General features: G+C 62.5%; 20 protein-coding genes and 1 pseudogene. 11 read left to right on the plus strand and 10 right to left on the minus strand.

All coding sequences use genetic code 11. The features are described 5' to 3' along the window. From BGRAMDRAFT_RS32030 to poxB, 3 genes and pseudogenes are all read left to right on the plus strand, one after another. Positions 1–1,613 (plus strand): PAS domain-containing sensor histidine kinase (locus tag BGRAMDRAFT_RS32030; protein ID WP_044022047.1); only part of this gene is annotated, 1,613 nt, incomplete at its 5' end. 264 nt (positions 1,614–1,877) lie between these two features. Beyond that, complete coding sequence (locus BGRAMDRAFT_RS35770) at positions 1,878–2,198, plus strand: DUF3331 domain-containing protein (RefSeq protein ID WP_052303233.1); 321 nt, start codon at positions 1,878–1,880, stop codon at positions 2,196–2,198. 144 nt (positions 2,199–2,342) lie between these two features. Beyond that, positions 2,343–4,065: pseudogene (gene poxB, locus BGRAMDRAFT_RS32040) on the plus strand (ubiquinone-dependent pyruvate dehydrogenase). A 60-nt stretch (positions 4,066–4,125) separates the two neighbouring features. Here the strand turns inward: poxB and BGRAMDRAFT_RS32045 are convergent. Beyond that, the gene (locus BGRAMDRAFT_RS32045; protein ID WP_006053078.1) at positions 4,126–5,070 is read right to left on the minus strand and encodes an AEC family transporter; all 945 of its coding nucleotides are present in this window, start codon (positions 5,068–5,070) and stop codon (positions 4,126–4,128) included. 229 nt (positions 5,071–5,299) lie between these two features. Here BGRAMDRAFT_RS32045 and yfcF point away from each other — a divergent pair, with 229 nt between their 5' ends. Further along, entirely contained in the window at positions 5,300–5,932 is a 633-nt protein-coding gene (gene yfcF / locus BGRAMDRAFT_RS32050) for a glutathione transferase (protein WP_006053079.1), read from the plus strand. A gap of 180 nt (positions 5,933–6,112) precedes the next feature. On the opposite strand, the gene BGRAMDRAFT_RS32055 is transcribed toward yfcF, so the two are convergent. The 8 genes from BGRAMDRAFT_RS32055 to BGRAMDRAFT_RS32090 form a co-directional block, all read right to left on the minus strand. Next, a complete protein-coding gene (locus BGRAMDRAFT_RS32055; RefSeq protein ID WP_006053080.1) occupies positions 6,113–6,415 on the minus strand; it encodes a gamma-butyrobetaine hydroxylase-like domain-containing protein in 303 nt (100 codons plus the stop codon). Further along, positions 6,412–7,416, minus strand: a complete 1,005-nt coding sequence (locus BGRAMDRAFT_RS32060) for a HEAT repeat domain-containing protein (RefSeq protein WP_006053081.1) — start codon at positions 7,414–7,416, stop codon at positions 6,412–6,414. The genes BGRAMDRAFT_RS32055 and BGRAMDRAFT_RS32060 overlap by 4 nt, the downstream gene beginning before the upstream one ends. A 39-nt stretch (positions 7,417–7,455) precedes the next feature. Further along, positions 7,456–7,731 carry a 4Fe-4S dicluster domain-containing protein gene (locus tag BGRAMDRAFT_RS32065; RefSeq protein WP_006053082.1) on the minus strand — a complete coding sequence of 92 codons (276 nt, stop codon included), beginning with the start codon at positions 7,729–7,731 and terminating at the stop codon, positions 7,456–7,458. Between the two features lie 12 nt (positions 7,732–7,743). After that, complete coding sequence (locus BGRAMDRAFT_RS32070; RefSeq protein WP_006053083.1) at positions 7,744–9,483, minus strand: fumarate reductase/succinate dehydrogenase flavoprotein subunit; 1,740 nt, start codon at positions 9,481–9,483, stop codon at positions 7,744–7,746. Further along, positions 9,480–10,301: a GntR family transcriptional regulator gene (locus BGRAMDRAFT_RS32075; RefSeq protein WP_006053084.1), complete on the minus strand. Its 822-nt coding sequence runs from the start codon at positions 10,299–10,301 to the stop codon at positions 9,480–9,482. The genes BGRAMDRAFT_RS32070 and BGRAMDRAFT_RS32075 overlap by 4 nt, the downstream gene beginning before the upstream one ends. Before the next feature lie 159 nt (positions 10,302–10,460). Then, positions 10,461–11,645 (minus strand): porin, encoded by a 1,185-nt coding sequence (locus BGRAMDRAFT_RS32080; RefSeq protein WP_006053085.1) that lies wholly within the window; start codon positions 11,643–11,645, stop codon positions 10,461–10,463. A 69-nt stretch (positions 11,646–11,714) separates the two neighbouring features. Next, positions 11,715–14,138: a glycoside hydrolase family 31 protein gene (locus BGRAMDRAFT_RS32085; protein WP_006053086.1), complete on the minus strand. Its 2,424-nt coding sequence runs from the start codon at positions 14,136–14,138 to the stop codon at positions 11,715–11,717. A gap of 18 nt (positions 14,139–14,156) precedes the next feature. Beyond that, positions 14,157–15,443 (minus strand): MFS transporter, encoded by a 1,287-nt coding sequence (locus BGRAMDRAFT_RS32090; RefSeq protein ID WP_006053087.1) that lies wholly within the window; start codon positions 15,441–15,443, stop codon positions 14,157–14,159. Positions 15,444–16,049: 606 nt separating this feature from the next. Between BGRAMDRAFT_RS32090 and BGRAMDRAFT_RS32095 the strand changes: the two genes are divergently transcribed. The 6 genes from BGRAMDRAFT_RS32095 to BGRAMDRAFT_RS32120 all read left to right on the plus strand — a co-directional run bounded on the left by BGRAMDRAFT_RS32095 (position 16,050) and on the right by BGRAMDRAFT_RS32120 (position 23,224). Next, positions 16,050–16,397, plus strand: coding sequence for a hypothetical protein (locus tag BGRAMDRAFT_RS32095; RefSeq protein WP_006053088.1), 348 nt, complete (start codon positions 16,050–16,052; stop codon positions 16,395–16,397). 341 nt (positions 16,398–16,738) lie between these two features. Next, positions 16,739–18,565, plus strand: a complete 1,827-nt coding sequence (locus BGRAMDRAFT_RS32100) for an extracellular solute-binding protein (protein ID WP_006053089.1) — start codon at positions 16,739–16,741, stop codon at positions 18,563–18,565. A 63-nt stretch (positions 18,566–18,628) separates the two neighbouring features. Beyond that, positions 18,629–19,666 (plus strand): microcin C ABC transporter permease YejB, encoded by a 1,038-nt coding sequence (locus BGRAMDRAFT_RS32105; RefSeq protein ID WP_006053090.1) that lies wholly within the window; start codon positions 18,629–18,631, stop codon positions 19,664–19,666. Further along, positions 19,666–20,772: an ABC transporter permease gene (locus tag BGRAMDRAFT_RS32110; RefSeq protein ID WP_006053091.1), complete on the plus strand. Its 1,107-nt coding sequence runs from the start codon at positions 19,666–19,668 to the stop codon at positions 20,770–20,772. The genes BGRAMDRAFT_RS32105 and BGRAMDRAFT_RS32110 overlap by 1 nt, the downstream gene beginning before the upstream one ends. A 2-nt stretch (positions 20,773–20,774) precedes the next feature. Then, positions 20,775–22,421 carry an ABC transporter ATP-binding protein gene (locus tag BGRAMDRAFT_RS32115; RefSeq protein WP_006053092.1) on the plus strand — a complete coding sequence of 549 codons (1,647 nt, stop codon included), beginning with the start codon at positions 20,775–20,777 and terminating at the stop codon, positions 22,419–22,421. A 137-nt stretch (positions 22,422–22,558) separates the two neighbouring features. Continuing rightward, on the plus strand, positions 22,559–23,224 hold the full coding sequence (locus BGRAMDRAFT_RS32120; protein WP_006053093.1) for a C40 family peptidase: 666 nt from the start codon (positions 22,559–22,561) through the stop codon (positions 23,222–23,224). Positions 23,225–23,345: 121 nt separating this feature from the next. Here BGRAMDRAFT_RS32120 and BGRAMDRAFT_RS32125 read toward each other — a convergent pair whose 3' ends face one another. After that, positions 23,346–24,296, minus strand: coding sequence for a patatin-like phospholipase family protein (locus BGRAMDRAFT_RS32125; protein WP_006053094.1), 951 nt, complete (start codon positions 24,294–24,296; stop codon positions 23,346–23,348). Positions 24,297–24,717: 421 nt separating this feature from the next. Between BGRAMDRAFT_RS32125 and gltX the strand changes: the two genes are divergently transcribed. Then, positions 24,718–26,127, plus strand: coding sequence for a glutamate--tRNA ligase (gltX, locus tag BGRAMDRAFT_RS32130; RefSeq protein WP_006053095.1), 1,410 nt, complete (start codon positions 24,718–24,720; stop codon positions 26,125–26,127). Positions 26,128–26,261: the final 134 nt, after the last annotated feature.

Here is a 26,261-nt window from a genome sequence, read left to right on the forward strand (position 1 = left end):
CGCTCGAAACGTTGCGGCTATACGCGGATCTTCAACATGCGGAAGCGCTGTTGACGGCCGCACAGGAGTTGAGTCACACGGGGAGTTTCGATTGGGATGTGACGGGCGATGCGATGTTCTGGTCGAAAGAGAGTTTCCGTATCTTTGGCTACGACGCAAGCATCACGCCGACGTTGCAGTTGATGCTCGATCGCGTCCATCCCGACGATCTTGCCTTCGTGCGCTCGGCGTTCGATCGCGCCGCGCGCGACGGCCAGGCGTTCGACATCGAGCATCGGCTGTCGATGCCGGACGGCTCGCATGGTCACTTGCAGGTCGTGGCGCACGTGGTGGCCGATGGGCCCGGTCAAAGGCGGCTGGTCGGCGCGCTGATGGACATCACGACACGCAAGCAGGCGCACGCCGCGCTTGCGCGCAGCGAGCAACGCTATCGCAGCCTCTTTCGCGATATACCGGTCGGACTGTGGCAGATCGAGGCGCAGCCGTTGACCGCGATGCTGACCGAATTGCGCGGGCAAGGTGTCGACGATCTGTCGGCATATATCAGCGACCACGCAGACTGGCTCGAGCGCGCGAAGAACACGCTTGTCGTCGAAGAGACAAACGACCATGCGCTTCAGATGTTCGGCGCGACCGAACGGCGCGCGCTGCTTGGTCCGCTGCCGTGGGTCTGGAAGGAGAGTCCCGATACGCTTCGGCGCGCGCTCGAGAGCCGCTATCGCGGGGACATGCTGTTCCAGGAAACGACCCGGCTGCCGACGCTCGACGGGCGCGTGATCGACGTTCTGCTGACTGTCGCGCGCCCGCGCACGGTCGACGACCTGGGGATCGCGCTGATCAGCCTCGTCGACCTGACCGAGCGCGTTCGTGCCCAGGACATGCTGCAGCGGCTACAGGCGGATTTCGCGCATGCGGTGCGCATTTCGATGCTGGGTGAATTGACGGCGTCGATCGCGCATGAACTCAACCAGCCGCTCGCTGCGATCGCGATAAATTGCCAGGTCAGCGAGCGCTGGTTGAACCGGCCGGTGCCCGAACTGGACGAGGTGCGGGACACGAACCAGCGCATCGCCGCCGATGCGCAGCGGGCCGTCGACATCATCGGCCGGATTCGCGGGATGGCGCTGCGGCGTGGGCCTAAATACACGCTCGAACCGCTTGCGCTGCTCATCGACGAGGCGCTGGTTTTCTTGCGCCGTGAGATCCAGACGCGCGACGTCCAGGTTTCGCTCGAGCTTGCGCCGGGCGTGAGGCGAGTGCGCGCCGATCGCGTGCAGTTGCAGCAGGTGATCGTCAACCTCGTGGTCAATGCGATGCAGCAGATGGAGCAGACGGGCAGCCCGGAACGGAGGATCACCATTCGAACCAATGCACCGGACGCGGGCACGCTGCATTGCGCTATCGAGGACAGTGGTCCTGGCATCGCGCCCGAACATATGGATCGCGTGTTCCAAAGTTTCTTCACGACGAAGGAAGGCGGGATGGGAATGGGCTTGCCGATATGCCGCTCGATCATCGACGCGCATGACGGACGCATCGAGGCCGACAATCTGTCCGTGCACGGCGGGGCGCGTTTTCACTTCACGCTGCCGTCCGCGGGGGCTGCGCCTTAAGGCCATTGTTGATACCGGGGATCAAGTGTTGTTCGTGCTGCATCGGTTTTCCAGGTGAGCGAAAGCGCTATTTTCATGGAAGGCGAAATAGACGTCGGGGCATGGTCTGCGTGCAATGTCCCCTTCACCCGACGTGTCTTCTACTGGAGAGCGCACTTGATCATGACCAAGCGAGTGGACCCGTGGGCGCAGACGATACATCTGCTTTTATCCGGATCGCGATGCGAGGAATGCGCTGGGCGAAGAACTTCCGCGCTCGAGCGTATGACGCCGTGCCGTTCAGACGCGCACTCGAACGTGAACTGCGCTGCCCGACCTGTCGTGAGTCTGATCGAGCGAACCTCGCCGTCCGCCGTCACGATTCAGTGGCGCGATTCCACGAGCTGCTTCTACGGCGCGCAGATATGGCGAGTGGCCGGCGCCAAGGTTTCAGGCGTGTGTGTCCTGACCGGACAACGGATTCGTCGCGGCGATCGTATTTATCATCCCTGGCGGTCGAACCCGGAACCCGTCAACGCGCACGCCATGATTCTCGAATCGGCGCTAGAGTTGATGGCGCCGCTGCAACCGACCACCGCGCCGTGACGATTCATACACCGGCTTCAGTTGTTTTCAGGCGTAATTCAGGACTTGTTTGCGACGGTCTCGTAGGTTATCAATTCGGCATGGCAATGCCGCGGTCCCGTCATTGCTTGCCGCCAGTCTTCATTCACTGAAAAGGAGTCAAGCATGGCCAGTAACACGATTGCCGGATACCTCGCGAGAACGCTTGCCGCAGCCGGCGTCGAGCGAATCTGGGGTGTGACCGGCGACAGTCTGAACGGGCTCGCCTACAGCCTCGATGAAGTCGGCTCGATACGCTGGATGCATACGCGTCACGAGGAAGCCGCCGCATTCGCGGCCGGCGCCGACGCGGCTTCGAGCGGGCGCCTCGCGGTGTGCGCGGCGCAGTTGCGGTCCCGGCAACCTGCATCTGATCAACGGCCTGTTCGATTGCCACCGCAATCATCAGCCCGTGCTGGCCATTGCGGCGCATATTCCTTCGAGTGAAATCGGCCTCGGTTACTTTCAGGAAACGCACCCGCAGGAGTTGTTCAAGGAGTGCAGTCATTATGTGGAAGTCGTGTCGTCGGCCGCGCAGTTTCCACGCGTGCTCGCCCGCGCGATGCGCACGGCGATCGAGGAGCGCGGCGTCGCGGTGATCGTGCTTCCCGGCGACGTCGCGCTGAGCGAAGGCCCGGCCGAGCCAGTGTCGTGGACGGAAAGCGCCCCGCCGCGAATCCTGCCCGCGGAAGAAGACCTGGATCGTCTCGCGGCGCTCCTGAATGCGTCCGACGCCGTGACGATCATGTGCGGCAGCGGCACGCAAGGCGCGCACGACGAGGTCGTGGCGCTCGCCGATACGCTCGGTGCGCCGATCGTTCACGCGTTGCGCGGCAAGCAGTTCATCGAATACGACAACCCTTACGACGTCGGCATGACCGGGCTGATCGGCTTCAGCTCGGGCTATCACGCGATGATGTCGTGCGACACCTTGTTGCTGCTCGGCTGCGACTTTCCCTACCGTCCTTTCTATCCCGCTCACGCGAAAATCATTCAGGTGGACTGGAAAGGCTCACGGCTCGGCCGCCGTGCGCCGCTCGCGCTCGGGCTCGTGGGCACGGTGAAAGAGACCGTCGCCGCGACGCTGCCAAGGCTGCAACGCAAAACAGATCGCGGTTTCATCGACAACGCGCGCAGGCATTACGCGTCGGCCCGCAAGGATCTGGACGATCTGGCGACGCCGGCGGGGCCAGGGCGGCCGATCCATCCGCAGTATCTGGCGAAGATGATCGACGAAGCCGCCAGCGACGACGCGATCTTCACCGCCGACGTCGGCACGCCCACGGTCTGGGCCGCGCGCTATCTGACGATGAACGGCAAGCGCCAGTTGCACGGCTCTTTCAATCACGGCTCGATGGCCAACGCGATGCCGCAGGCGCTCGGCGCGCAAGGGGCGCATCCGCGGCGGCAAGTCGTGTCCCTGTCCGGCGACGGCGGCCTGTCGATGCTGCTCGGCGATCTGCTCACCGCGCGGCAGCTAGACTTGCCGATCAAGGTCGTGGTCTTCAATAACAGCCTGCTCGGCTTCGTTTCGATGGAACTGAAGGCGGCCGGCTACCTCGATACCAATGTCGATCTGGCCAGAACCGATTTCGCGGCGATCGCAAAGGGTGCCGGTATCTTCGGTGTGCGCGTCGAGCAATCGGAAGATGTGGCGGCTGCGTTAAAGCAGGCATTCGATCATCCGGGGCCCGCGCTCGTGGACGTCGTCACGGCCAAACATGAACTGGCGATGCCGCCCAAAATCGAGTTGGCGCAAGCGAAGGGATTCAGCCTTTACATGATGCGCGCGATCCTCAATGGACGCGGTGACGAGATCGTCGAACTGGCGCGCACCAACTTGCGTTAGGCAGCGGGCCGATCTTGCATGAGGCTGTTCATTCGCGTGTGGGATTGCTGGCTGGCCTCGTCAAAAGAAGCAGGCGATCAGCAATCCCTCAGTGAACACGCCGAGAATCGTACTGACGAGAATCGTTGCGGTGGCGTCGCGTGTGTAGGTGTTGCTCTTGATCGCGAACATGGCGGCGGCGGTCGCAGTCGGCACGGCCCCCGTAATGATGGCCTGATGTGCGGGGGCGCCGACTACGCCGAACAGTACGGCGCCGAGTGCCATCAACGCGGGCTGGACGAAGTTCTTGATGCCGAGATTCACGAGGATGTTGGCGTTGATCACGAAGCGCTCGCCGTAAAGCATCAGCCCGAGCGCGAACAGCGACGTGCCGCCGGCAGCCTTTGCAATGAGGCCGACAGAAGTTAGCACCGGTTCGGGTAGCGTGACGTGGCAAAAGCTCAGCACCATGCCTGAGACCGGCAGCCACACAATCGGATGGATGACGGCGCGGGCAATGCTTTGCCGGAACACCCGCAACACGTCTGTCCGCTCGGTGGCCGTTCCGTTGTTGTTGCCGAGCCCGGTCAGGACTATCGTCAGCGGCAGCATGAACAGGCTCGTGATGAGATTGCCGACCAGCACCGCCAGAAATCCTTCCGGCCCGAACACCGCGGCGAGAATCGGCGCGCCGAAATAGGCCATGTCGGGAAATGCACACACCAGCGCCTGCATGGTGGCGGTGCGCAGATCATGTCTGAAGACGAATCGGCCGATCCCTAACGCAATCACATACGTGCCCATCAGTCCGAGTGTCAGGCATAGCGCGAACCCCACGTTGTGGAGCTTGTCCGGCGAAGTCCTGACCGCGCCTTCGAACAGCGCGAAGGGTAGTGCGAAACGGATGATGAGCGTCGCGAACACGTCTGCATCGCCATGTTTCAGCAAGCCTATGCGCGCCGATAGCCAGCCCAGCATGATCACGAACGCGACCGGCAGAAGTCCGTTGAGAATGGTGTTGAGCAAAGGTGCTCCTGGTTTTTCAACCGGCCTCGACGCCGCTGATTTTGATTCGCCTGTAGGGGAGTCTAGTTGGGAATGTCGGCGAGATCAGATGAGGCAAAAGTCATTTTCGTTTTGTGCGGGGGTGGGGACTTGACGAGCTATAGTGAGAGAAATCACTCCGTAGAAAAGCCCGGCTCCTGGATTGCACTGAGCGTGCACCGAGCACTAACAACCACAAAACGACGATCCCATGCCCCAACCGCAACTCCACCTTCACACCGACGCCCAGTTCGCAAGCCCCTACGCGATGTCGGTATTCGTCGCGCTCGAAGAAAAGCGCTTGCCGTTCACCCTTACAACGGTCGATCTCGGTATCGGTGCAAATCACCAAGCAAGCTATGCGGCGAAGTCGTTGACGGAACGCGTGCCCACGCTCGTACACGAAGACTTCGCTTTATCGGAGTCGTCGGCCATCACCGAATATCTCGACGACGCCTTTCCCGATACGCCGGTCTATCCTCAAGACACACAGCTTCGGGCGAGGGCTCGGCAACTGCAAGCCTGGCTGCGAAGCGATCTGATGCCGATCCGGCAGGAGCGCTCGACGGAAGTCGTGTTCTACGGACGACGAGGCGAGCCGCTGAGCCCGGCAGCCGAGGCAGCTGCACAAAAACTCTACGCCGCAGCCGAGACTTTGCTCGCGCAAAACAACGCGAACCTCTTCGGGCAGTGGTGCATTGCAGATACGGATCTCGCGTTGATGCTCAATCGTTTGATCCTGAATGGCGATCCGGTGCCTGCAAAGCTGATCGATTACGCCGCGCGTCAATGGGAGCGACCCTCGGTGCAGCGCTGGCTAGAGTTGGATCGTCCCGCGCTTTGAATCGTCAGCGCCAATGGTGCACAATAAATAACCCACGGGCGCCTGCGTTGCAGGTGTGAAGGTGGGCGTCACTCGCCAGCGTATGGTCGGAGAAATCGCCCGACACAGTGGCGCTCACATAGCAGCCGGAGTAACGCCCGGTCGTCCGTGGCAGTTTCGATATGTGTCGCGGTGCCCGAGCTAGACGACATCGTTCCGCTCACCTTTCGCGAGCCGCTCAAGATAGACCCACGGAAAAATCCCGCGCTCGTGCCCATCGTCGAACACGAGTTGCAATCCATAGCCCGACGGCCGCGCATCGAGCAGCTTCACATCGGGTCGTGACAACGGAGCTTCCCCGTCGTACTTGCGCTTGCGGCACTGCGCGCACATACACGCCGCGCGCAATGCGGCGAACGGCAACTGCGCGGCCGAGCCGTCGGGCCAGCGTATCGACAGGCTCGCGCTGCTTGCGTCGATCGCCACATGGTCTGGAATGTTCACGGCCGACGCCCGGCGATTTGACGCAGCGCGATTCGCGCCGCCTTGCGCACTTCGGGATCGCCGTCGGCCTCGGCTGCTTCGAGCGCGGACAATGTGGGCGCATCGTCGCTGCTGCCGATCTCGCCTAGCGCGAGCGCGGCTTCCTTGCGCACGTTACTGATCGAATGCGACAGCAGGGCAGCGACGCGCGCCGCGCTCGCGCTGTCGCCAATCTGTCCGAGCGCGCGCAGCGCACGCAAGCGCACTTGCCAGTAGGCGTCGTCGAGCGCTTCCTCCAAAGCCTCGCGCGATTCGGCGGCGCGCAGCTTGCCGAGCGTCGTCGCGGCCTCTTCGCGCACCTGCCAGACGTCGTCGCGCAATGCACTGAGCAACGCCGCCGTCGTCTCGCGATTTGCGGGCGGCGCAAAGCCAAGCGCCGCTGCTGCGGCACGCCGGATCGAAGCATCCGCGTCGCTCGTTGCGAGCGACGCCAACGGTTCGAGCGCGAGCGGGTTCTTCAACCATCCCAACACGCCGATGGCTTGCTCGCGCACATTCGCGTCCGCATCGGCGAGCGCGTGCAATGCAGGCGCGAACGCATCGGCCACGCGAAGTTCGCGCAACGCGCGCAACAGCGCGGCGCGCATGAACGAATCGGGACGCTTCAACCACTCGAGCAGGATCGCGCCCGAGGACGCGTGCTTCAGTTCGGAGAGGCTCTGCGCCGCATTCGCACGCACGGACGCGTCGCCGTCGAGTAACGCGCCGCACAGCGCCTCCACCACATCGTCGCGCTCCCACGAAGCCAGCACGAGCGCCGCCTCGCTACGCACTTCAGGCGACGCGTCGCGCCGTAGCGCATCGACAATGGGTTCGATCACGCAGGCATCCTCGAGATCGGCGAGATCGAGCAGCGCGATCCGGCGCACGACGGCGTCTTCGGACGCGAGACGAGACAGCAGCGCGATGGCTTCCGCGGGAACGGCATCGAGCGAAGCATTCGGATCAGTCGAATCGGTCATGAATGGACGTGATGGAAGAGTAGACATTCCGCGCATCGCTTAACGCAGAAGATACGGAATGGACACCTTGACGGCGCCCGTCGGGCAATCCTGCTCGCAAGGCATGCAGTACCAGCATTCGTCGAATTGCATATACGCCTTGCCCTTCGTCATGTCGATTGCGAGCAGATCCAGCGGGCACACGTCGACGCATACCGTGCAGCCTTTTTCGGCGATGCACTTGCTTTCGTCGATCGTGACGGGCGCCGAACTGCGCTGGAAAATATCGTGCGGCGTAAAGGCGGTAAGCGGTGATGTAAGCGGCGTCGAGGACATGGTCATGCTCCGTCAGGCTGTGGCGGCGTCGAGCGCGGGCTCGCCGATCCGCAGGTTGCGATAGGCATCGCGTTCGTTCTCGTTGAGCGCGACGATGTACGGCTCGACCGCACGCTTTTCGCTCGTCATGCGGCCATTCGCGTCCTTGCGCAAATGCGTGTGGCAGAACCATTGCGCGTCGTCGCGCTGCGGGTAATCCACGCGATGGTGGTAGAGCCCCCAGCGGCTCTCGGTGCGAAAAAGCGATGCACGTGCTGCCATTTCCGCGCAATCGCGTATCGCGCGCACTTCGGCGGCGCGCATCAACTCGTGCGGATTGGCGGCCGACATCGATTCGATATCCGAACTGATTTCGGCAAAGCGCTGTAGACCGATTTCCATTTTGCGTGTGACCTTCGGCGGCTGCAGATAGTCGTTCACCATGCGGCGCAGTTTGTATTCGACCTGCGCGGGCGCGAGACCGTTGCTGCGCTTTAGCGGTGCATAAATGCGCGCGCGCTCGGCGTCGATCTGCTCTTCGTCGACGGCAGCATGTTCGCGGCCCGCCACGTAGTCGGCCGCGTTGTGCCCCGCGAACCATCCATACGTGAACGCGCCGAGCATGTAGTTGTGCGGCACGGCCGCCATGTCGCCGGCAGCATAAAGTCCCGGCACGGTGGTTTCCGCGCGCGCGTTCACATACACGCCCGACGCGCTGTGTCCGCTGCAAAAGCCAATCTCCGAAATGTGCATCTCGATCATCTGGCTGCGGTAATCGGTGCCGCGTCCTTCATGAAAGCGGCCGCGGCTCGGGCGCTCGTTCGTATGCAGAATCTGTTCGATCGTCTGAATGGTTTCTTCCGCGAGATGGTCGAGCTTCAGGAACACAGGGCCGTTGCCGCTTTGCAGTTCCTGATAAAACTCCCACATCATCTGGCCGCTCCAGTAATCGCATTCGATAAAGCGCTCGCCCTTGCCATTCGCGGTAAAGCCGCCGAGCGGACCGGTGACATACGCGCACGCGGGGCCGTTGTAGTCCTTGATGAGCGGATTGATCTGGAAGCACTCCAGATTCGCGAGCGCGGCGCCGGCGTGATAGGCCATCGCGTAGCCGTCGCCGGCATTCGTCGGGTTCTCGTAGGTGCCCATCAGATAGCCGGACGCCGGCAACCCGAGTCTTCCGGCCGCGCCGCAACTCAGCACGACGGCCTTCGCGCGCACCACGTAAAAATCGGCGGTGCGGCAATCGAAGCCGAGCACGCCGCACACGCGGCCTTGCGAATCGGTCAACAGGCGCGTCGCCACAATGCGGTTCGTGATCGCGACGCGCGCGCGTTTGAGCTGCCTGTACAGCACTTTCTTGATGTCGTGGCCTTCGGGCATCGGCAGCACATACGAACCCATGTGATGCACTTTCTTGACCGCGTAGTCGCCGTTGCCGTCCTTTTCGAACTTCACGCCCCAGCGGTCGAGTTCCTCGATCGTCGTGAAGCTATGGCGTGCATACGCGTACACGGCCTCCTGATCCACGATGCCGTCGTTCGCGATCGTGATCTCGCGCGTGTACTGCTCGGGCGTCGCGTGGCCGGGAATCACCGCGTTGTTCAGGCCGTCCATGCCCATCGAGATCGCGCCGCTGCGCTTCACGTTGGCCTTTTCCAGCAGCAATACCTTCAGAGACGGATCGCGTTCTTTCGCCTTGACGGCGGCCATCGGGCCGGCCGTGCCGCCGCCGACCACGACGACGTCGTAGTCGAGTACATGGGTATTCATCGTGCCTCCGTTGCGTTTTTGGGGCTTTTTTGCAGGTCTTTTTGACGTTCTTTCTCGCGGTCCACGCGCAGCCGGTATTGGAAGGCGTCGCCGCGGAAGTACAGATATTCGAAATCGACCGGCTGTCCCGACGCGTCGTGCGTGAGACGCTCGATACGCAATACCGGGCTGCCTTCTTCGACGCGCAACGCATCGACGATGTCGGCGTCGGCAAGAATCGCGTCGATGGATACATCGGCGTGACCGAGCGGCACACCGCAGTCGTTCTCGAGAATCAGGAAGATGTCGCGCGTCGCGAGGTCCGCGTTCGCGAGCCGCTTGCCGAGCGCTTCAGGCACCCACGTCAGTTCGAGCGACACGGGCTCGCGATTGAGCAGCCGCACGCGATGAATCTCCGTGACAGGCGCGCCCTCGGCAATGTTCAGGCGCGTCGCGACGTGGCGGCTGGCTTCGACCGTTCTGAAACTGCGCAACTGGTTGACGATTTCATAGCCCATCGACGACATCGCTTCGGCAAAGCCTTGCAACGACGTGACGTTCTGAAATGCCTTGGGCTTCGAGACGAAGGTGCCCTTGCCATGCAGTTTGAACAGCAGACCTTCCTTCTGCAAATCGCCGAGCGCCTGGCGCACGGTGATGCGGCTCACAGCGAATCTGCGGCACAGTTCGTGTTCGGACGGCATCTGCGAATGCGGCGCATACGTGCCGTCGAGAATGCGCTCGCGCAGCGCGTCCTTGATCTGCGCGTACAGCGGAAGCGGGGAGACCGAGGCGCGAGCAGGTTCGGCGCCCAGCGGTACGAGAGTCGTTTTCGACATCGCTCAAACTTGTTATGACAAGACGATGTGAGTCTAGTAAGACGTCGTCTGCGATCAAACCAAGTTTTTCTGCTTTGTATTTCTCGCCGCGGAGTTAGAAGAATGAAAGCGCGGAAGATGCGCTGCAACGCCGGCAGCGCATCGTGCCCGGATGCAAAGTTAGAACGCGTGCCTCAAGCCGACCATGCCGACGAACTGCGAAGGTCCCGACGACGGCGTCGTGTTCTGCGAGTCGCCGACCACGGCCACTGCGTCGATGATGCTCGTCGCGTTGCTGCCCGCCGCGGCGAGCGTCTTGCCTCGCGCGAGCTGATACGCCTCGAGCGCGTAGAGCGTGGTGCGAGTGGAAAGGCTGTACGTCTGTTCGAGCGAAATCTGGTGATAGCGCGCGGGATCGCTGACGCCGTTCGCCTTGCTCGCCCGCGTGTAGCTGTAGCCGGCGCCGACAATTACGGCCGGCGTGATCCGGTAGGTCGAAATCACGCCGTAGGTATTGAACACGCCTTCGCTGGCGAACAGCGAGCCGTGGCCGGGCGCATATTGCACATTCGAATAGTTGATGCCGACCATCAGATCCTGCGCGGTGTAGCGCGCCGCGGCCGCGAACAACTGCGCGCTGCGCGCCGTCGCGTAGCCGCTATTCACCGGCGAATTGATCGCGTAAGTGCCGAGCGCGGCGCTCGTCGCAATGTCCTTGAGCTTGACATAGCCCGCCGCGATGGCGAACGGTTTGTAGTCGTAGCGGAACGCCGCGCTGAGGTGACTGCCGTTCGCGACACTGCCCGGCACGCCGCCGAGCCCGTATTGCGCGCTGAATTGCAGACCGGCGAGTGTCGGCGATAGATAGGTAACCGAATTATTCAGGCGTAGCGTGGTGTCGAGTGCGTCGATGTCGCCGGGATGCGCGCCCGTTGCGCCGGTCAGCACGCCTGTCGGTCCGAGTGCGCCGACCATCTGGAAGTAGGGCGTGTACTGGCGGCCGAGCGTGAGCGTGCCATAGCGGTCATTGCTGAGCCCCACGTACGCCTGCCGGTTGAAGATGAAACCCGAACTGCTCTGCGCACCCGTCAGCGAATTGAAGCCGCTTTCAAGCCGAAAAATCGCCTTGGTGCCGCCGCCGAGATCTTCCGCGCCGAGCAGGCCGAATTTGCTTGCTTGCAGATTGCCCTGGCTCATATAGAAGTTCGCATGGCCGCGCTGATTGCTGACATAGGTGAACGCGTTGTCCACGACGCCGTATAGCGTGACGCTGCTTTGTGCCGATACGCCGCTCGACAGCAATGCGCCCGCGAGCGGCAGGCACGACATGACCGCGCGGGTCCGTGCGCGCTTCGATGAATTCATGGTGAGAAGTCTCCGGTCCAGTCTTTCGGTGTTTTCGGTGTTGTGTGATGCAACGGAATAGCGCGCGTTTCAGGGCGCGAGGGAAATGGTCAGGCATCGCCAGCCGTCGGCGGATTCGTCGTTAAGCAGCGTGCCGCGTGTGCACGTGACCGGTCGCGTTTCGTGTGCAGGCACGAACAGACGGACTTCGTTCTGCGTGTGCGGCATCGCGCCTTCGCGTTCTATGGCAACGCGCAGCGTCGCGGCGTCGCTCGCAATCGTCACGTTCCAGCGGCCTTGCGCGCCCGAACGCCAGGCTTCGCTTTCGCCGTCGTCTTCGATCGAGCCGCCATTTGCTGTGCCTGCGCCCAGGTAAGGCACGGCGATGAACGCGCGTTCGTCGGCGGATTGGCCGAAGTGCTGCTCGGCAATGTTCAATGCGATCACACTGCCTTCGCGCAACAACATGACCGGTTGCTCGAACGGTGCGGGCAGCGTGACGCTCTGGCCGCCGTCGAACGATTCGCCGCTCCAGTACGACACCCAGCGCGTTCCCGTGGGCAGATAGACGTCGCGCGTCGCTTGACCGGCATCCACCACCGGCGCGACCAGCATCGACGAGCCGAGCATCATGTCGTCGCCATCGACGAGACAACGCGGGTCATGCGGAAACTCGGCGAACATGGGCCGCAAAACCGGCTCGTAGGCACTGTGCGATTGCCAGAGCAACTCGTACAGATACGGAATCAGCCGATAGCGCAGCTTGATGAGCGCGGCGATCTGCGGAGTCACTTCCGGGTACATCCACGGCTCGTTGACGGTGCCGTCGTCATTCCACGAATGGATGCTAAAGCGCGGCAGGAAGATGCCGAACGCGACCCAGCGCGCGAACAGTTCGGGACCGGGAGCGGGGCCCGAGAATCCGCCGATGTCATGGCCGCTGTTCGACACGCCGGACATCGCGAGCCCGAGACCCATCTTCAGATTGAAACGCAGCGTTTCCCACGACGTGTAGTTATCGCCCGACCACGTCTGAACATACCGATGCATGCCCACGCCGCCCGAACGCGAAACGAGAAAAGGCCTGCGTTCAGGGGCGAATTCGCGTTGCGCGTCGCGCGAGGCTCGCATCATCAACTGCGTTTGCAGCACCTTCGCCTGGTGCGCCGGATAGGCGTTGCCGAAGCCGCGCGCGATGGCGTCGCGTGTCCAGATTTCGAACTCGTTGTTGTCGTTCCAGGTTGCAGCGATGCCGTGTTTCAGCAGGCTTTCTTTTACCCGCGACTTCCACCAGTCGATCGTGGCGGGATTGGTGAAGTCGAGGTACGCGCCGACTTCGTCCCAGAACTGCACCCACGCAGGCTCGCCGTCGTGCGACTCGATCAGCAGGCCGGCCTTCGCGGCTTCTTCGAACGCAGGGTGGTCTTGCAGCAGGCACGGCTTGATGTTCGCGCACAGACGCACGCCGTGTTCCAGGTAACCGTTGACGAAGCCGTCGATGTCCGGAAACTTCTCGTGATTCCAGTTGAAGACGTAGCGCTTCGGGCCGATCGACGTATAGCCAGACGACAGGTGGAACGAATCGCACAACACGTCGTGTTCGCTGCATCGGTCGATGAATTCGCCCATGCGTTGCTGCGCGTCCGGCGCGTCGGTGTAGCTCATCGTCGAGCCCGAATAGCCGAGTCCCCATTTCGGCATCCACGCGGGACGTCCGGTGAGCCACGTAAAGCGGCGCACCGCATGCAACGGCGTATCAGCCGACGCGATGAAGTAATAGTCGAGGTCGCCATGCTCCGCGACGAAATGGCGATAGTGGCCGTGATAGTTGTCGAGTTCGCGGCCCATGTCGAAGCGGCAATCGGCGAGCGTGTCGTAAAAGAGCCCGAAGCCCGTCGACGTTTGCGGCTGCCACGTTACGTAAAACGGAATGTGCTTGTAGAGCGGATCGGTCGTGCGCGCGTTGTAGCCCATCGCGTCGATATTGCGCATCTCGTACGACTGCTCCGCGCGATCGAGCGAGCCGGCTCTCTCGCCGAGGCCGACGTAGATCTCGTCCTTGCGCCGCTCGACGTAGTGATAAACGCGCTCGTCCCACCAGCCGAAGTTGTATGCCTGCGTCTTGCGGTCGTTCATCACGCAATGCCATTTGGCGCCGCGCAGAATGTCCCACGCGCAGAAGCCGCCGTTAAGCGCCACGCGCAGACGGATGCACGCCGTTTGCACGACGAGTTGCGCGCCGTCGTTCGATACGTGAAAGGGCGGCGGCGTGAAGCCGCTCATATCGCGGCGCTCGCGGCCTTCGAGCGCAACGTCTTCCGCGCCGGGCGCGATCGCCCAGGTGCGCGGGCCATGCAGTTCGCCGTCCGGCAACACCAGCACGCGGATGATGTCTTCGGCGAGAACGAAGAGTTCGATCCGGCAATTCGCGGGGGAAGCGAGAACGATGCGATTGCCTTCATGAGACGCCAGCGCGAAGCGCGGCGGGTGCTTCAGATTCGTGATTGAGCGCATGATGAGTTCTCGATGAAATCACGCCGCTGCATTCGAGGCCGCATCGGCTTCGCGCGGACGTGCGTCGCGCGAAACGCCGCGCATCAGGATGATCAGCAGCGTCGCGCCGATGATGTCGAAAGCGCCGAGCGCGCCAAAGAGCGGCGTATAGCCGATGGTGTCCGCGAGCGCGCCCACCAGCAGCGAAAAGCCGAGGCCGCCGATCCACGCGGACATGCCCGCGAAACCCGCGACGGTGCCGACTTCGCCCGGATCGAAGACATCGGCGGCGAGCGTGTTGACGAGCGCGGAGATCATCTGATGCGCAAAGCCGCCGACGCAGAAAAGTGCGATTGCTTCGTACGGCGAAGCAACCAGGCCGATGCAGGCGGGGCCGAGCATCATCAATGCGCCGAGCGCGACGCCTGCGATGCGCGACCAGATCAGCGGCACGCGCAGATGCTTCATCAGGAACGGTGACAGATAGCCGCCGAACAGACCGCCCAGGTCAGCCGCGAGGAACGGCAGCCACGCGAACAGCGCGATCTGTTTCAGATCCATATGGCGCTGCGTGGCGAGGTAAAGCGGAATCCAGAAGCTGAAGGTCTGCCATGCGGGCTCGGCGAAAAAGCGCGCTTGCGCGATTGCCCAGAAGCGGCGCGTGCGCAGCACTTCGCGAATGCTGCTGCGCCGCGCGGCCGGCGGCGTCTGTCCGCTGATGATGGTTTGGCGTTCGGCCTCGCCGATGTGCGCATGCTCGGCCGGCGAACGGTACAACGTGTACCACGCCGCGGCCCAGATGAAGCCGAGCGCGCCCGTCACGGCGAACGCGCTTTGCCATCCGTAACGAAGCGAGAGGAACACGACGAGCGGAGGCGCAAGCAAGGAGCCGAGCGACGTGCCTGCATTGAAGTAGCCGACCGCAACCGATTTCTCGCGATTCGGAAACCATTCGGCGACGACCTTCATGCCGGCCGGAATCGCGACGGCTTCAGTGAGGCCCATCAGACCGCGCAGCGCGGCGAGCGAGAACCAGCCGCTCGCGAAGCCGTGCAGCACGCCCGTGAGCGACCAGAGGCACGCAAAGAGGGCGAAGCCGAGGCGCAGACCGATCAGATCGATGATGAGACCGCACACCGGCTGCATGACCGTGTAGCCCACCTGGAACGCGCCGACCACATACGAGTACTGCTGCGTGCTCATGTGCATGAGCTTCATCAACTCGGGGGCCATCACGCCGAGCGCGTTGCGCGACAGGTAATTGACGATCGTCCCAAGACATACGAGAGCGATGATCCACCAGCGCAAACCAATGATTGTCTTCAAAGTCTGTCTCCGTGCCCGCATGTCCGGTGGCCGGCCGCTGGCGCGGCAATGCGCGAATTCGAACATTTATTGGCGTTTAGTGTCAGTCATCGTATCACTGAGAAAGCTGTTTGATACTAGGGAAAACCATTGTTTGTGGCGCTGTGTGGCCAGATTTACCGTGAGTTTGTGGGATGGCGCGGCCGCGTTGCCGCGTGAAGTCTGACGACTGCTTTCGTACCGAAGCGCGATTAAAATGTTCTTTCGAACATGTAATGTTCATTGACGATCGGCGTGGTCGCCGCCGTGCAGCGCCCGCTCATGCCCGCGTGCGTCAGCAAGCGGGCAGGGGGCCGCCGCCGGGCCGCAGGTGGCTTATACGGCATAATAATTCGCCATCCTATGTATTTCGACGACTGCAGAGACCGCGCAACAGCAGGCATGCGCACCTTTGCCCTGGCGTCCCACTCACTGCGTTCACCTACTCGGAACCGCCCAGGATGTAACCGGAAGTAACGTCCGACCGATGCTGCGATCTTATGCATCAGTTATTACAAAGTTGAAATACGTGGCTTGCGGGGTTGCGCTATATTTCCGCCAACAACACATTCTTCCAAAGGGTGATCGATGAAGTCCGCTCGTTTTGTTCCGCTTCTTCTCGGGGTTATCGCGTTGGGCGCGTCGGGTGCAGCCATGGCCGGCGGCGTCAATATCGGTGTCAATATCGGCATTCCCGCGCCGGTCTACGTGGCGCCGGCTCCCGTTTATGCGCCGCCTCCGCCGCCCCCGCCGCCTGTCGTGTATCAGCCGGCGCCGGTGTATTACGGCGCGCCGGCCGTCGTGATCGGCTGGCATGGCGACCGCTACTGGGACGGTCGCCGCTACTGGGCGCGCGACGACTGGTATCGCCATCATCCGCCGGGCCGCTATGACTATCGCCGCGATCACTACGATCACGGCCGCGGCTGGCATTGAACGGCAGCCGCGAATCTTTAGCGTCGTTAGCGCCTTTAGCTTCAGCGACGAGACAAACCGAACCGCCCCAACGGGCGGTTTTTTTATGCCTTCGCGCGTCGGCGATGTGGCCAGCGAACCTACAGTTGGCGTGAGTTTATTCGGTAGAATTCCCTCACCACGCAATTGCCCACTGACCAAAGGCGCTTATGACAACTGGCTCGCGACGGGTTCCATCGCCTCGTGCGCTTCAATACGCTATCCAATACGTTATTCGACGCGTTACTTCGAGGCCCTCGCGTGTCGGTCCGACCGTTGCATCGCGGTCATCGCGCAAAGCCTGCGTCGCGATAGGCTGTGGGGTGGTCGCTGCGGTAGGTCTCTTCGCGGCGCCGCAGGCTCGCGCGGTCTATGCAATCGCGCAGTACGGCGAGCCCAAGTATCCGGCCGGGTTCAAGCATTTTGGCTACGTCAACCCGGATGCGCCGAAGGGCGGCACGCTCGTGCTGGCCAATCCGAGCCGCCTGACCAGCTTCGATAAATTCAATCCGTTCACGCTGCGCGGCAATACCGCGCCCGGCGTCGACCTGCTGTTCGAAAGCCTGACGACCGGTAGCAGCGACGAAGTGGCGTCCGCCTACGGCTTGCTCGCCGACGACATCAAGGTTGCACCGGACGGTCTGTCGGCCACCTTCCATATCAACCCGCGCGCGCGCTTTTCGAACGGCGATCCCGTTACCGCGGACGACGTCAAGTATTCGCTCGACACGCTCAAGAGTCCGCAAGCCGCGCCGCAGTTCATGTCGATCTTCGGTCAGATCGTGCGCGCGGTCGTCGTCGATCCGCAGACGGTGCGCTTCGAATTTCACCAGCGCAATCGCGAGTTGCCGTTGCTCGCGGGCGGCATGCCCGTGTTCTCGCGCAAGTGGGGGATGAAAGCCGACGGCAGTCATATTCCGTTCGATCAGCTCGCGTTTGAAAAGCCTATTGGCAGCGGTCCGTATCTGATCGAACGCTACGACAACGGGCGCACCATTGCCTACCGGCGCAACCCCGATTACTGGGGCGCGGCGCTGCCGGTGCGCGTGGGCATGTACAACTTCGATCGCATCGTCTACAAGCTGTATTCGGATAGCGTCGCGCGGCTCGAAGCCTTCAAGGCGGGCGAATACGATGCGCTCGTCGAGTATGTCGCGCGTAACTGGGTGCGGCGCGATGTCGGGAAACGGTTCGATAGCGGCGAACTGATCAAGAAGGTGTTCCCGCAGCACAACGGCACGGGCATGCAGGGCTTCATGCTGAACACGCGGCGGCCGTTGTTCCAGGACGTGCGCGTGCGCAAGGCGCTCGATCTCGCGCTCGATTTCCAGTGGCTGAACCGGCAGTTGTTCTTCAATCAGTACAGCCGTATCGACAGTTTCTTTGCCAACACCGATCTGCAGGCAAAGGGGTTGCCTTCGCCCGGTGAACTGGCGCTGCTCGAGCCGTGGCGCGCGAAGCTCGACCCTGCGGTTTTCGGGCCGCTGCCGAAGCAGCCCGACACCGATCCGCCGGGCTCTTTGCGCGCGAATCTGCTGCAAGCCCGCGCGTTGTTGCAAGAGGCCGGATGGACCTATCGCGACGGCGCGCTGCGCAACGCGAAAGGCGAGCCGTTCGAGTTCGAGATACTCGACGACTCCGGATCGGCTGGGCAAATGGAGCCGATCGTCGCGACCTTCATTCGGAACCTGAAAAAGCTCGGCATTACGGCAACGTTTCGCGTGGCGGACTTCGCGGTGTATCAGAAGCGCCTAGACGCGTTCGACTTCGATACCACGACGATTCGCATGCCCGACGTGCAGGTGCCAGGTTCCGAGCAGATCGAGCGCTTCGGCAGCAAGGCAGCGGATACCCACGGCTCGGACAACGTAATCGGCTTGAAGTCGCCGGCCGTCGATGCAATCCTGCGCGCGCTCGTGCAGGCGCAAACGCGCGAGCAACTGCTGGATGCGACGCATGCGCTCGATCGCGTGCTGATGCATGGCTATTATGTGGTGCCGCACTGGTACAGCGCGACGCATCGCGTGGCGTTCAAGCGCGGGCTGGCCTGGCCGTCGACGCTGCCCCTGTACTATGGCGCGGAAGGCTGGATCACGTCGACGTGGTGGTTTGCAGAGCCGCAAGCGGCGAGTCAGGCGAAGCCGCAGTAATCGACCGCATTGAACCCGCACGCTATCGTCATTCACACACCGCCCTCGCAACGGAACGCCGCCATGTGGAGCTACATTCTCAAACGCCTGCTGCTGATGGTCCCGACTTTGCTCGGCGTGCTGACGCTGACCTTCGTGGTGATCCAGTTCGTGCCGGGCGGTCCCGTCGAACAGATGCAGCATGAACTGCGCAAGGGCGCCGAGGGCGCGGCGCCGTTCGGCCTGCGCGCGCACAGCGGCGTGGACGCGCAGCAGATCGCGCAACTCAAGGCGCTCTACGGTTTCGACAAACCGCCGCTCGAGCGCTATGTGCTGATGCTCAAGCGCTTCTCGACGTTCGATCTCGGACAGAGCTATTTCCGCCATCAGAGCGTGTGGTCGCTGATCGTGTCCAAGTTGCCGGTGTCGATCAGCATCGGTTTATGGACGTTTTTTCTCACGTATCTGATTTCAGTGCCGCTCGGCATTTCGAAAGCGGTGCGCAACGGCTCGCGCTTCGACATCGCGACGAGTCTCGTCGTGCTGATCGGTTATGCGATCCCGGGCTTCGTGCTCGGCGTGCTGCTGCTGGTGCTGTTCGGCGGCGGCACGTTCCTGCAGCTTTTTCCGTTGCGCAATCTCACGTCGGATAACTGGGCGCAATTGAGCGTCGTAGGCAAGGTGCTCGATTACCTGTGGCATATCGCGTTGCCGATCACGGCTTCGGTGGTGGGCAGTTTTGCGGTCGTCACGATGCTCACGAAGAATGCCTTTCTCGACGAGATTCGCAAGCAATACGTGCTGACCGCGCGCGCCAAAGGTCTCTCGGAGAAACGCGTGCTGTGGAAGCACGTGTTTCGCAACGCGATGTTGCCGCTGATCGTCGGTTTTCCCGCAGCGTTTATCGGCGCCTTTTTCACGGGCAGTTTGCTGATCGAGACGCTCTTTTCGCTCGATGGTCTCGGCTTGCTGTCGTACGAGTCGGTCGTGCGGCGCGACTATCCGGTCGTGCTCGGCACGCTCTATCTCTTCACGCTGATCGGCCTCGCGACGAAGCTCATTTCCGATCTTTGCTATGTGTGGGTCGATCCCCGCATCCAATTCGAACAACTGGAACGCTGATGAATCGAGCCCGCCTCTCAGCCGATGCAGCAGCGCGCGTCGAACCCGCGCGCGCGTTCGTCTCGCCTTCGCCCGCGCGCCGCATATGGCAGCGCTTTCGCCAACAGCGTCTTGGTTACTGGAGCCTGATCGTGTTCGTTGTGGCCTTCGCGGCGAGTCTCGCGGGGCCGCTTTGGTCGAACGACAAACCGCTCGTGGTGCGCTACGACGGCCATCTGTATTTCCCGCTTTTCAACACCTACGCGGAAACGACCTTCGGCGGCGATTTCCCCGCGCCCGCGGATTATCTCGATCCTTATATCAAGCAGCGTTTCGACGCACCGGGCAATTTCGCCGTGTATCCGCCGAACCATTACTACTACGACACGCTGAACTATTTTTCGAAAGCGCCGAACCCGGCGCCGCCTTCGCGTGAAAACTGGCTCGGCACCGACGACCGCGGCCGCGATCTGTTCGCCCGTCTGCTGTACGGCTTTCGCGTCTCGGTGGAATTCGGCCTCGTGCTGACTTTCATCGGCACGATACTCGGAATCGCGGCGGGCGCCGTGCAAGGTTATTTCGGAGGACGTACTGATATCGTCGGTCAGCGCCTGATCGAAATATGGAGCGCGATGCCGGAGCTTTATCTGCTGATCATTTTCTCGTCGATCTTCGAGCCCGGATTTATTCTGCTGATCGTGCTGCTTTCGTTGTTCGGCTGGATCGGTCTGTCCGACTATGTGCGCGCGGAGTTTTTGCGCAACCGTCAGCAGGATTACGTGCGTGCGGCGAAAGCGATGGGCCTGTCCAACTGGCAGATCATGTGGCGTCACGTGCTGCCCAATAGCCTCACGCCGGTAATTACGTTCCTGCCGTTTCGCATGAGCGGTTCGATTCTCGCGCTGACCAGTCTCGACTTTCTTGGCCTTGGCGTGCCTTCGCCGACGCCGAGCCTTGGCGAGCTGCTCGCGCAGGGCAAGGCGAATCTCGACGCGTGGTGGATTTCGTTGTCGACCTTCGGAGTGCTGGTCGCGATGCTGTTGCTGCTGACCTTCATGGGCGACGCGCTGCGCAACGCGCTCGACACCCGCATCTCCGATGCGATGCGCGCCGGAGGAAACCAGTGAGCATGCAACGGCAAACGAACGGACAGCAGCACGACGGCGGCGAAGCGGGGAGCCACGCGCCGCTACTGGAACTGGATCACCTTCATGTGAGCTTCGGCGAAACGGTCGCCGTCGACGACGTCACGCTGACCATTCGCCGCGGTGAGCGCATCGCGCTGGTCGGCGAATCGGGTTCGGGCAAGAGCGTGACGGCGCTGTCGATCCTGCGTCTGTTGAGCGACGCGCAGGTGAGCGGAGCGATCCGTTTCGACGGCGAGGATCTGCTTGCCAAGAGCGAGCGCGAGATGCGCGGCCTGCGCGGCTCGGACATCGCGATGATCTTTCAGGAGCCGATGACGGCGCTCAACCCGCTCTACACGATCGGCGAGCAGATTGCGGAGACGATCGTCGTGCACGACGGCGTGCCGGCAGCGGAAGCCCGCAAGCGCGCGGTCGCGCTGCTTGGACGCACGGGCATTCCCGAGCCGGGCAAGCGCGTGAACAGCTACCCGCACGAGCTTTCCGGCGGACAACGGCAACGCGCGATGATCGCGATGGCGCTCGCGTGCCGTCCGCGTCTCTTGCTCGCCGACGAACCGACCACCGCGCTCGACGTGACGATTCGCGCGCAAATCGTCGACTTGCTGCTCGAACTGCAGCGCGATGAAGCCGAAAAGCGCGGCATGGCCGTGCTGCTGATCACGCACGACTTGAACCTCGTGCGCCACTTCGCGCAGCGCATCGCGGTGATGGAAAACGGCGTGCTCGTCGAAAGCGGATCGGTGGAGCAGGTGTTCGAGTCGCCACAGCATCCGTACACGCAGCGGCTGCTCGCGAGCCGGCCGCAGCGCACGGTCGTGCCGGTGCTGCCCATTTCGCCCGTGCTGCTGGAAGCGCGCGGCGTATCCGTCGATTTCAAAACGAAGCTGCCGGGCCTCGCGGGCTGGTTCCGCTCGGGACGGTTTCGCGCAGTCGCCGACGCGACGATTGCCGTGCGGCAAGGCGAGACGCTTGGGATCGTCGGCGAATCGGGCTCGGGCAAGTCGACGCTCGCGATGGCGCTGCTCGGCCTGCAGCGCACCGCGCATGGCGACATCGAATTTCAGGGCAGGGCGCTCGGCAGCTACCGCGGCACGGAGCAGACGACGTTGCGCTCCAACATGCAGGTCGTGTTTCAGGACCCGTTCAGCTCGCTTTCGCCGCGTCAGACGATCGAACGCATTGTTGGCGAAGGGCTCGCGCTGCACCGGCCGCAGATGTCGCCGCAAGCGCGGCGCGACAAGGTGCTTGCCGTGCTGCGCGAGGTCGGGATCGACCGGACCTCGCTTTTTCGGTATCCGCACGAGTTTTCCGGCGGGCAGCGTCAGCGCATCGCGATTGCGCGCGCGCTCGTGGTCGAGCCGCGCATTCTGATCCTCGACGAACCGACCAGCGCGCTGGATGTTTCGATCCAGCAGCAGGTGCTGAAACTCCTCGCCGGACTGCAGCAGAAGTACAACCTCGGCTTCGTTTTCATCAGCCACGACCTGGCCGTGATCGGGGCGATGGCACACCGCGTGGCGGTCATGCAAAACGGTTCTATCGTCGAAAGTGGAGACGTTGAGAAGATCTTTGCGACGCCTTCGCACCCGTACACTCGAAAACTCCTGAAAGCCGCGTTGGACCGCTGATTTTTCACCCTTTCACCAATTGGGTGCGTGTCTCGATTGTATTTTTCTATTTGTTTTGACACGTGAATACTTACTGGCTAGTATCGACCAAACTTTTTTCCGTAGACCCCTGATTCTTTAGCAAAAAATACCGACCAATGCAGCACAGAAATCTGACCCAGGCTTGCACGCGCGCCGTCGCCGGGATGTTCATTGGCGTCTTGATCGCAGCAGCTCCCGGCGCTTTCGCCGACGAAGTAAGCAGTTTCAATCAGAATGCCTCCTTTTCGCCGACTAACCCGGCGAATTCCTCGTCTTCCTCCAGTGCGCAATCGCTCGCCGGCAACACCGACAGCGGCGCCAAATCGTTTCTTTCCGGCATGGCCGGCAAGGCGGGCGACGTGGTCGTCGGCGCGCTGAACATGATCGGCGTGCGCTACCGCTGGGGCGGCAACACGCCGGACTCCGGGCTCGATTGCAGCGGATTCGTGCGCTACGTGTTCCAGGACACGCTGGGCATGGCACTGCCGCGCCGCGCCGAGGAAATGAGCCGCGTCGGCGAAAAGGTTCGCGTGAGCGACCTGAAGCCGGGCGACCTGGTGTTCTTCAACACGATGCGCCGCACGTTCTCGCACGTCGGCATCTATATCGGCGACAACAAGTTCGTGCATTCGCCTTCCACGGGCAGCACGATCCGCGTCGACGACATGGATAGCGGCTACTGGGAAAAGCGCTTCACGGGCGCACGCCGGATCGAGACGTCGTATCAGGAAGGCGAAGATCTGCGCAAGCGCGTGAATGCGACGATCGGCGGAAATAACTGATTCCGGTTCGCCGGCGGTTGTTGTGCAGATCCAGCGAAAAAAGCCTGCTTCTTAAAGAAGCAGGCTTTTTTGCGTGTTGCCCCTAAGCCCTTAGGCCCTTCGCCACTAAGCCCTTAAGCCCTTAAGCCGCCACCCGGCTCGCGGCCAGCTTGCGCTGCAACTCCGGCATGATCTTCGCGACGGCTTCCTCGCCGGCGAGAATCGCGGCGTTGCGTTGCGAGAAGTCGCTGCCGCTCATGGCCGCCAGATTCGGCCGGATCACGATGTCGGCGTATTTGTCGAGTTCGTACGCCTTGATCGTCTGGCCCATGATCGTGAAGGTCTGCATCAGCACGTCGAACGAACTGGCCGTGAGGCCGCTTTCCGGGCGCTGCGAGATGTCGACCGCGATCACGAAGTCCGCGCCCATCTTGCGCGCGAACGAGGCCGGCACCGGACTCACAAGGCCGCCGTCCACATATTCATGTCCGCCGATTTTCACCGGCTCGAAGATCGACGGCACGCTGCACGACGCGCGCACCGCAACGCCGGTATTGCCGCGCTGAAAAAGAATCGGCTGGCCGGTTTTCAGGTCGGTGGCGACGACGCCAAGCGGCTTGACCATCTTCTCGATCGGCCGATTGTTGAGCGTGGTGTTCAGATAATTCTGCAGCGCGATGCCTTGCAGAAAGCCACGCGTGCGAAACGGCATTGCCCAGTCGCTGATCGACGCTTCGTCCATGGTGAGCGCGAGCTTGTTGAGCGCAAAGCCGTTCATGCCCGACGCGTAGAGCGCGCCGACCACCGACCCGGCGCTCGTGCCGGCCACCAGATCCACCTGAATGTTGCGCGCCTCGAGCGCCTTGATCACGCCGATGTGCGCGAAGCCGCGCGCCGCGCCGCCGCCCAGCGCGAGCGCGACGCGCAGCGGCCGCTGCGGCTTGTCGAGCGGCGGCGCGTTCGTGGTGGGCGTGGCGGCGTTCGACGACACGCCGTCGATTTTGCTGCCGGCCGTGGTGCAGGCGGCGAGCACCGCTGAGGCGGCCGCGAGCGAAAAATGGCGGCGGCCGTAACGAGGCGACGAAGGTTTCAACGAGTTCTCCAGCAACGGCGTAAGCGGCGAAATGGGCGCCGCCAATTGCCGCGATCAGGCAAGGGTCAGGGACAAACCGGGGACAACACCGAAGACAGCGCCAGGGACAAACTCCACGCGGCCGCAAACAAAGCGGTTCCAGCGTGCTGACGGGTCCGCGCCCCAGCGCGCGCACATCATAAAGCAAAGCGGCGCGCTCGCGGCGGCGCGTAATGAAACGTTGCACGGACGCTTCCCTGGGCCCTCGCCAGGCCATTCGGACGAGGGCGGCCGGGCCGTCCGTGAAAGGTATAATTCGGCTCTTGCTTTGATTCCTTCGTGTCCGCGCGCGGCAGCCGTTGTGCCGTCCGGGCGCGCTTCGCTGCCGCGCCTGACGGGCGATGTCTGTCCGGCGCCGGCGCCCGTCTTCGAGTAACCGCTAATGACCACCTCCGTTCGCACCCGCTTCGCACCGAGTCCCACCGGCTTCATTCACCTCGGCAACATCCGCTCCGCGCTTTATCCGTGGGCGTTCGCGCGCAAGATGAAAGGGACCTTCGTGCTGCGGATCGAGGACACCGACGTCGAGCGGTCCACGACTGAATCCGTCGACGCCATTCTGGAAGGCATGGAATGGCTCGGCCTCGATTTCGACGAAGGCCCGTTCTACCAGATGCAGCGCATGGACCGTTATCGCGAAGTGCTCGCGCAGATGCAGAGCGCCGGGCTCGTGTACCCGTGCTACATGTCGACGGAAGAACTCGACGCGCTGCGCGAGCGTCAACGCGAAGCCGGTGAAAAGCCGCGTTATGACGGCACATGGCGTCCCGAGCCGGGCAAAGTGCTGCCCGAGCCGCCGGCGGGCGTGCAGCCCGTGCTGCGCTTCCGTAATCCGCTGACCGGCGTGGTCGCCTGGGACGATGCGGTGAAAGGGCGCATCGAGATTTCGAACGAGGAACTCGACGACCTCGTGATCGCGCGGCCGGACGGCACGCCGACCTACAACTTCTGCGTGGTGGTGGACGACCTGGACATGCGCATTACGCACGTCATTCGCGGCGACGACCACGTGAACAATACGCCGCGGCAGATCAACATTCTGCGCGCGCTCGGCGGCGAGCCGCCCGTCTACGCCCATTTGCCGACCGTGCTCAACGAGCAGGGCGAAAAGATGAGCAAGCGTCACGGCGCAATGAGCGTGATGGGTTATCGCGACGCCGGCTATCTGCCGGAAGCGGTGGTGAACTATCTCGCGCGCCTTGGCTGGTCGCATGGCGACGCCGAGATTTTCTCGCGCGAGCAGTTCGTCGAATGGTTCGATCTCGAGCATCTGGGCAAGTCGCCGGCGCAGTACGACCACGACAAACTCAACTGGCTCAACGCGCACTACATCAAGGAAGCGGATGACGCGCGCCTCGCCGGCCTCGCGCGTCCATTCCTCGCCGACCTGGGTATCGACGAAGCGACGATTGCGCAAGGCGCGGATCTGACCGCGGTGGTTGGCTTGCTGAAAGATCGCGCGTCCACGGTCAAGGAGATCGCCGAGAACGCGGCGATGTTCTATCGCACGCCGGCGCCGGATGCCGAAGCCCTCGCGCAGCACGTGACCGATGCGGTGCGCCCGGCGCTCGGCGAACTGGCCGCCGCGCTGAAAACGGTCGAGTGGACCAAGGAAGCCATCGCCGCCGCGCTCAAGGCAACGCTTTCCGCGCAGAAGCTGAAGATGCCGCAACTGGCGATGCCGGTTCGTCTGCTGGTGGCGGGCACGACACATACGCCGTCGATTGATACGGTGCTGATGCTCTTCGGCCGCGAGGTTGTCGTGAGCCGTATCGAGAAGGCGCTGGCTTAAGACGCGGAAGGGCGCAAGCGCATTCGTCCGTGCATTGAGATGGTTTGCGTGCGAGTTCGGAAAAAAGTCGCACGCAGTTGCTCAAAGGGTATTTACAAAGCGCAAAACGGCCTCTAGAATCTCGTTTCTGTTCT

This window comes from Paraburkholderia graminis C4D1M, assembly GCF_000172415.1.
Lineage (GTDB): Bacteria > Pseudomonadota > Gammaproteobacteria > Burkholderiales > Burkholderiaceae > Paraburkholderia > Paraburkholderia graminis.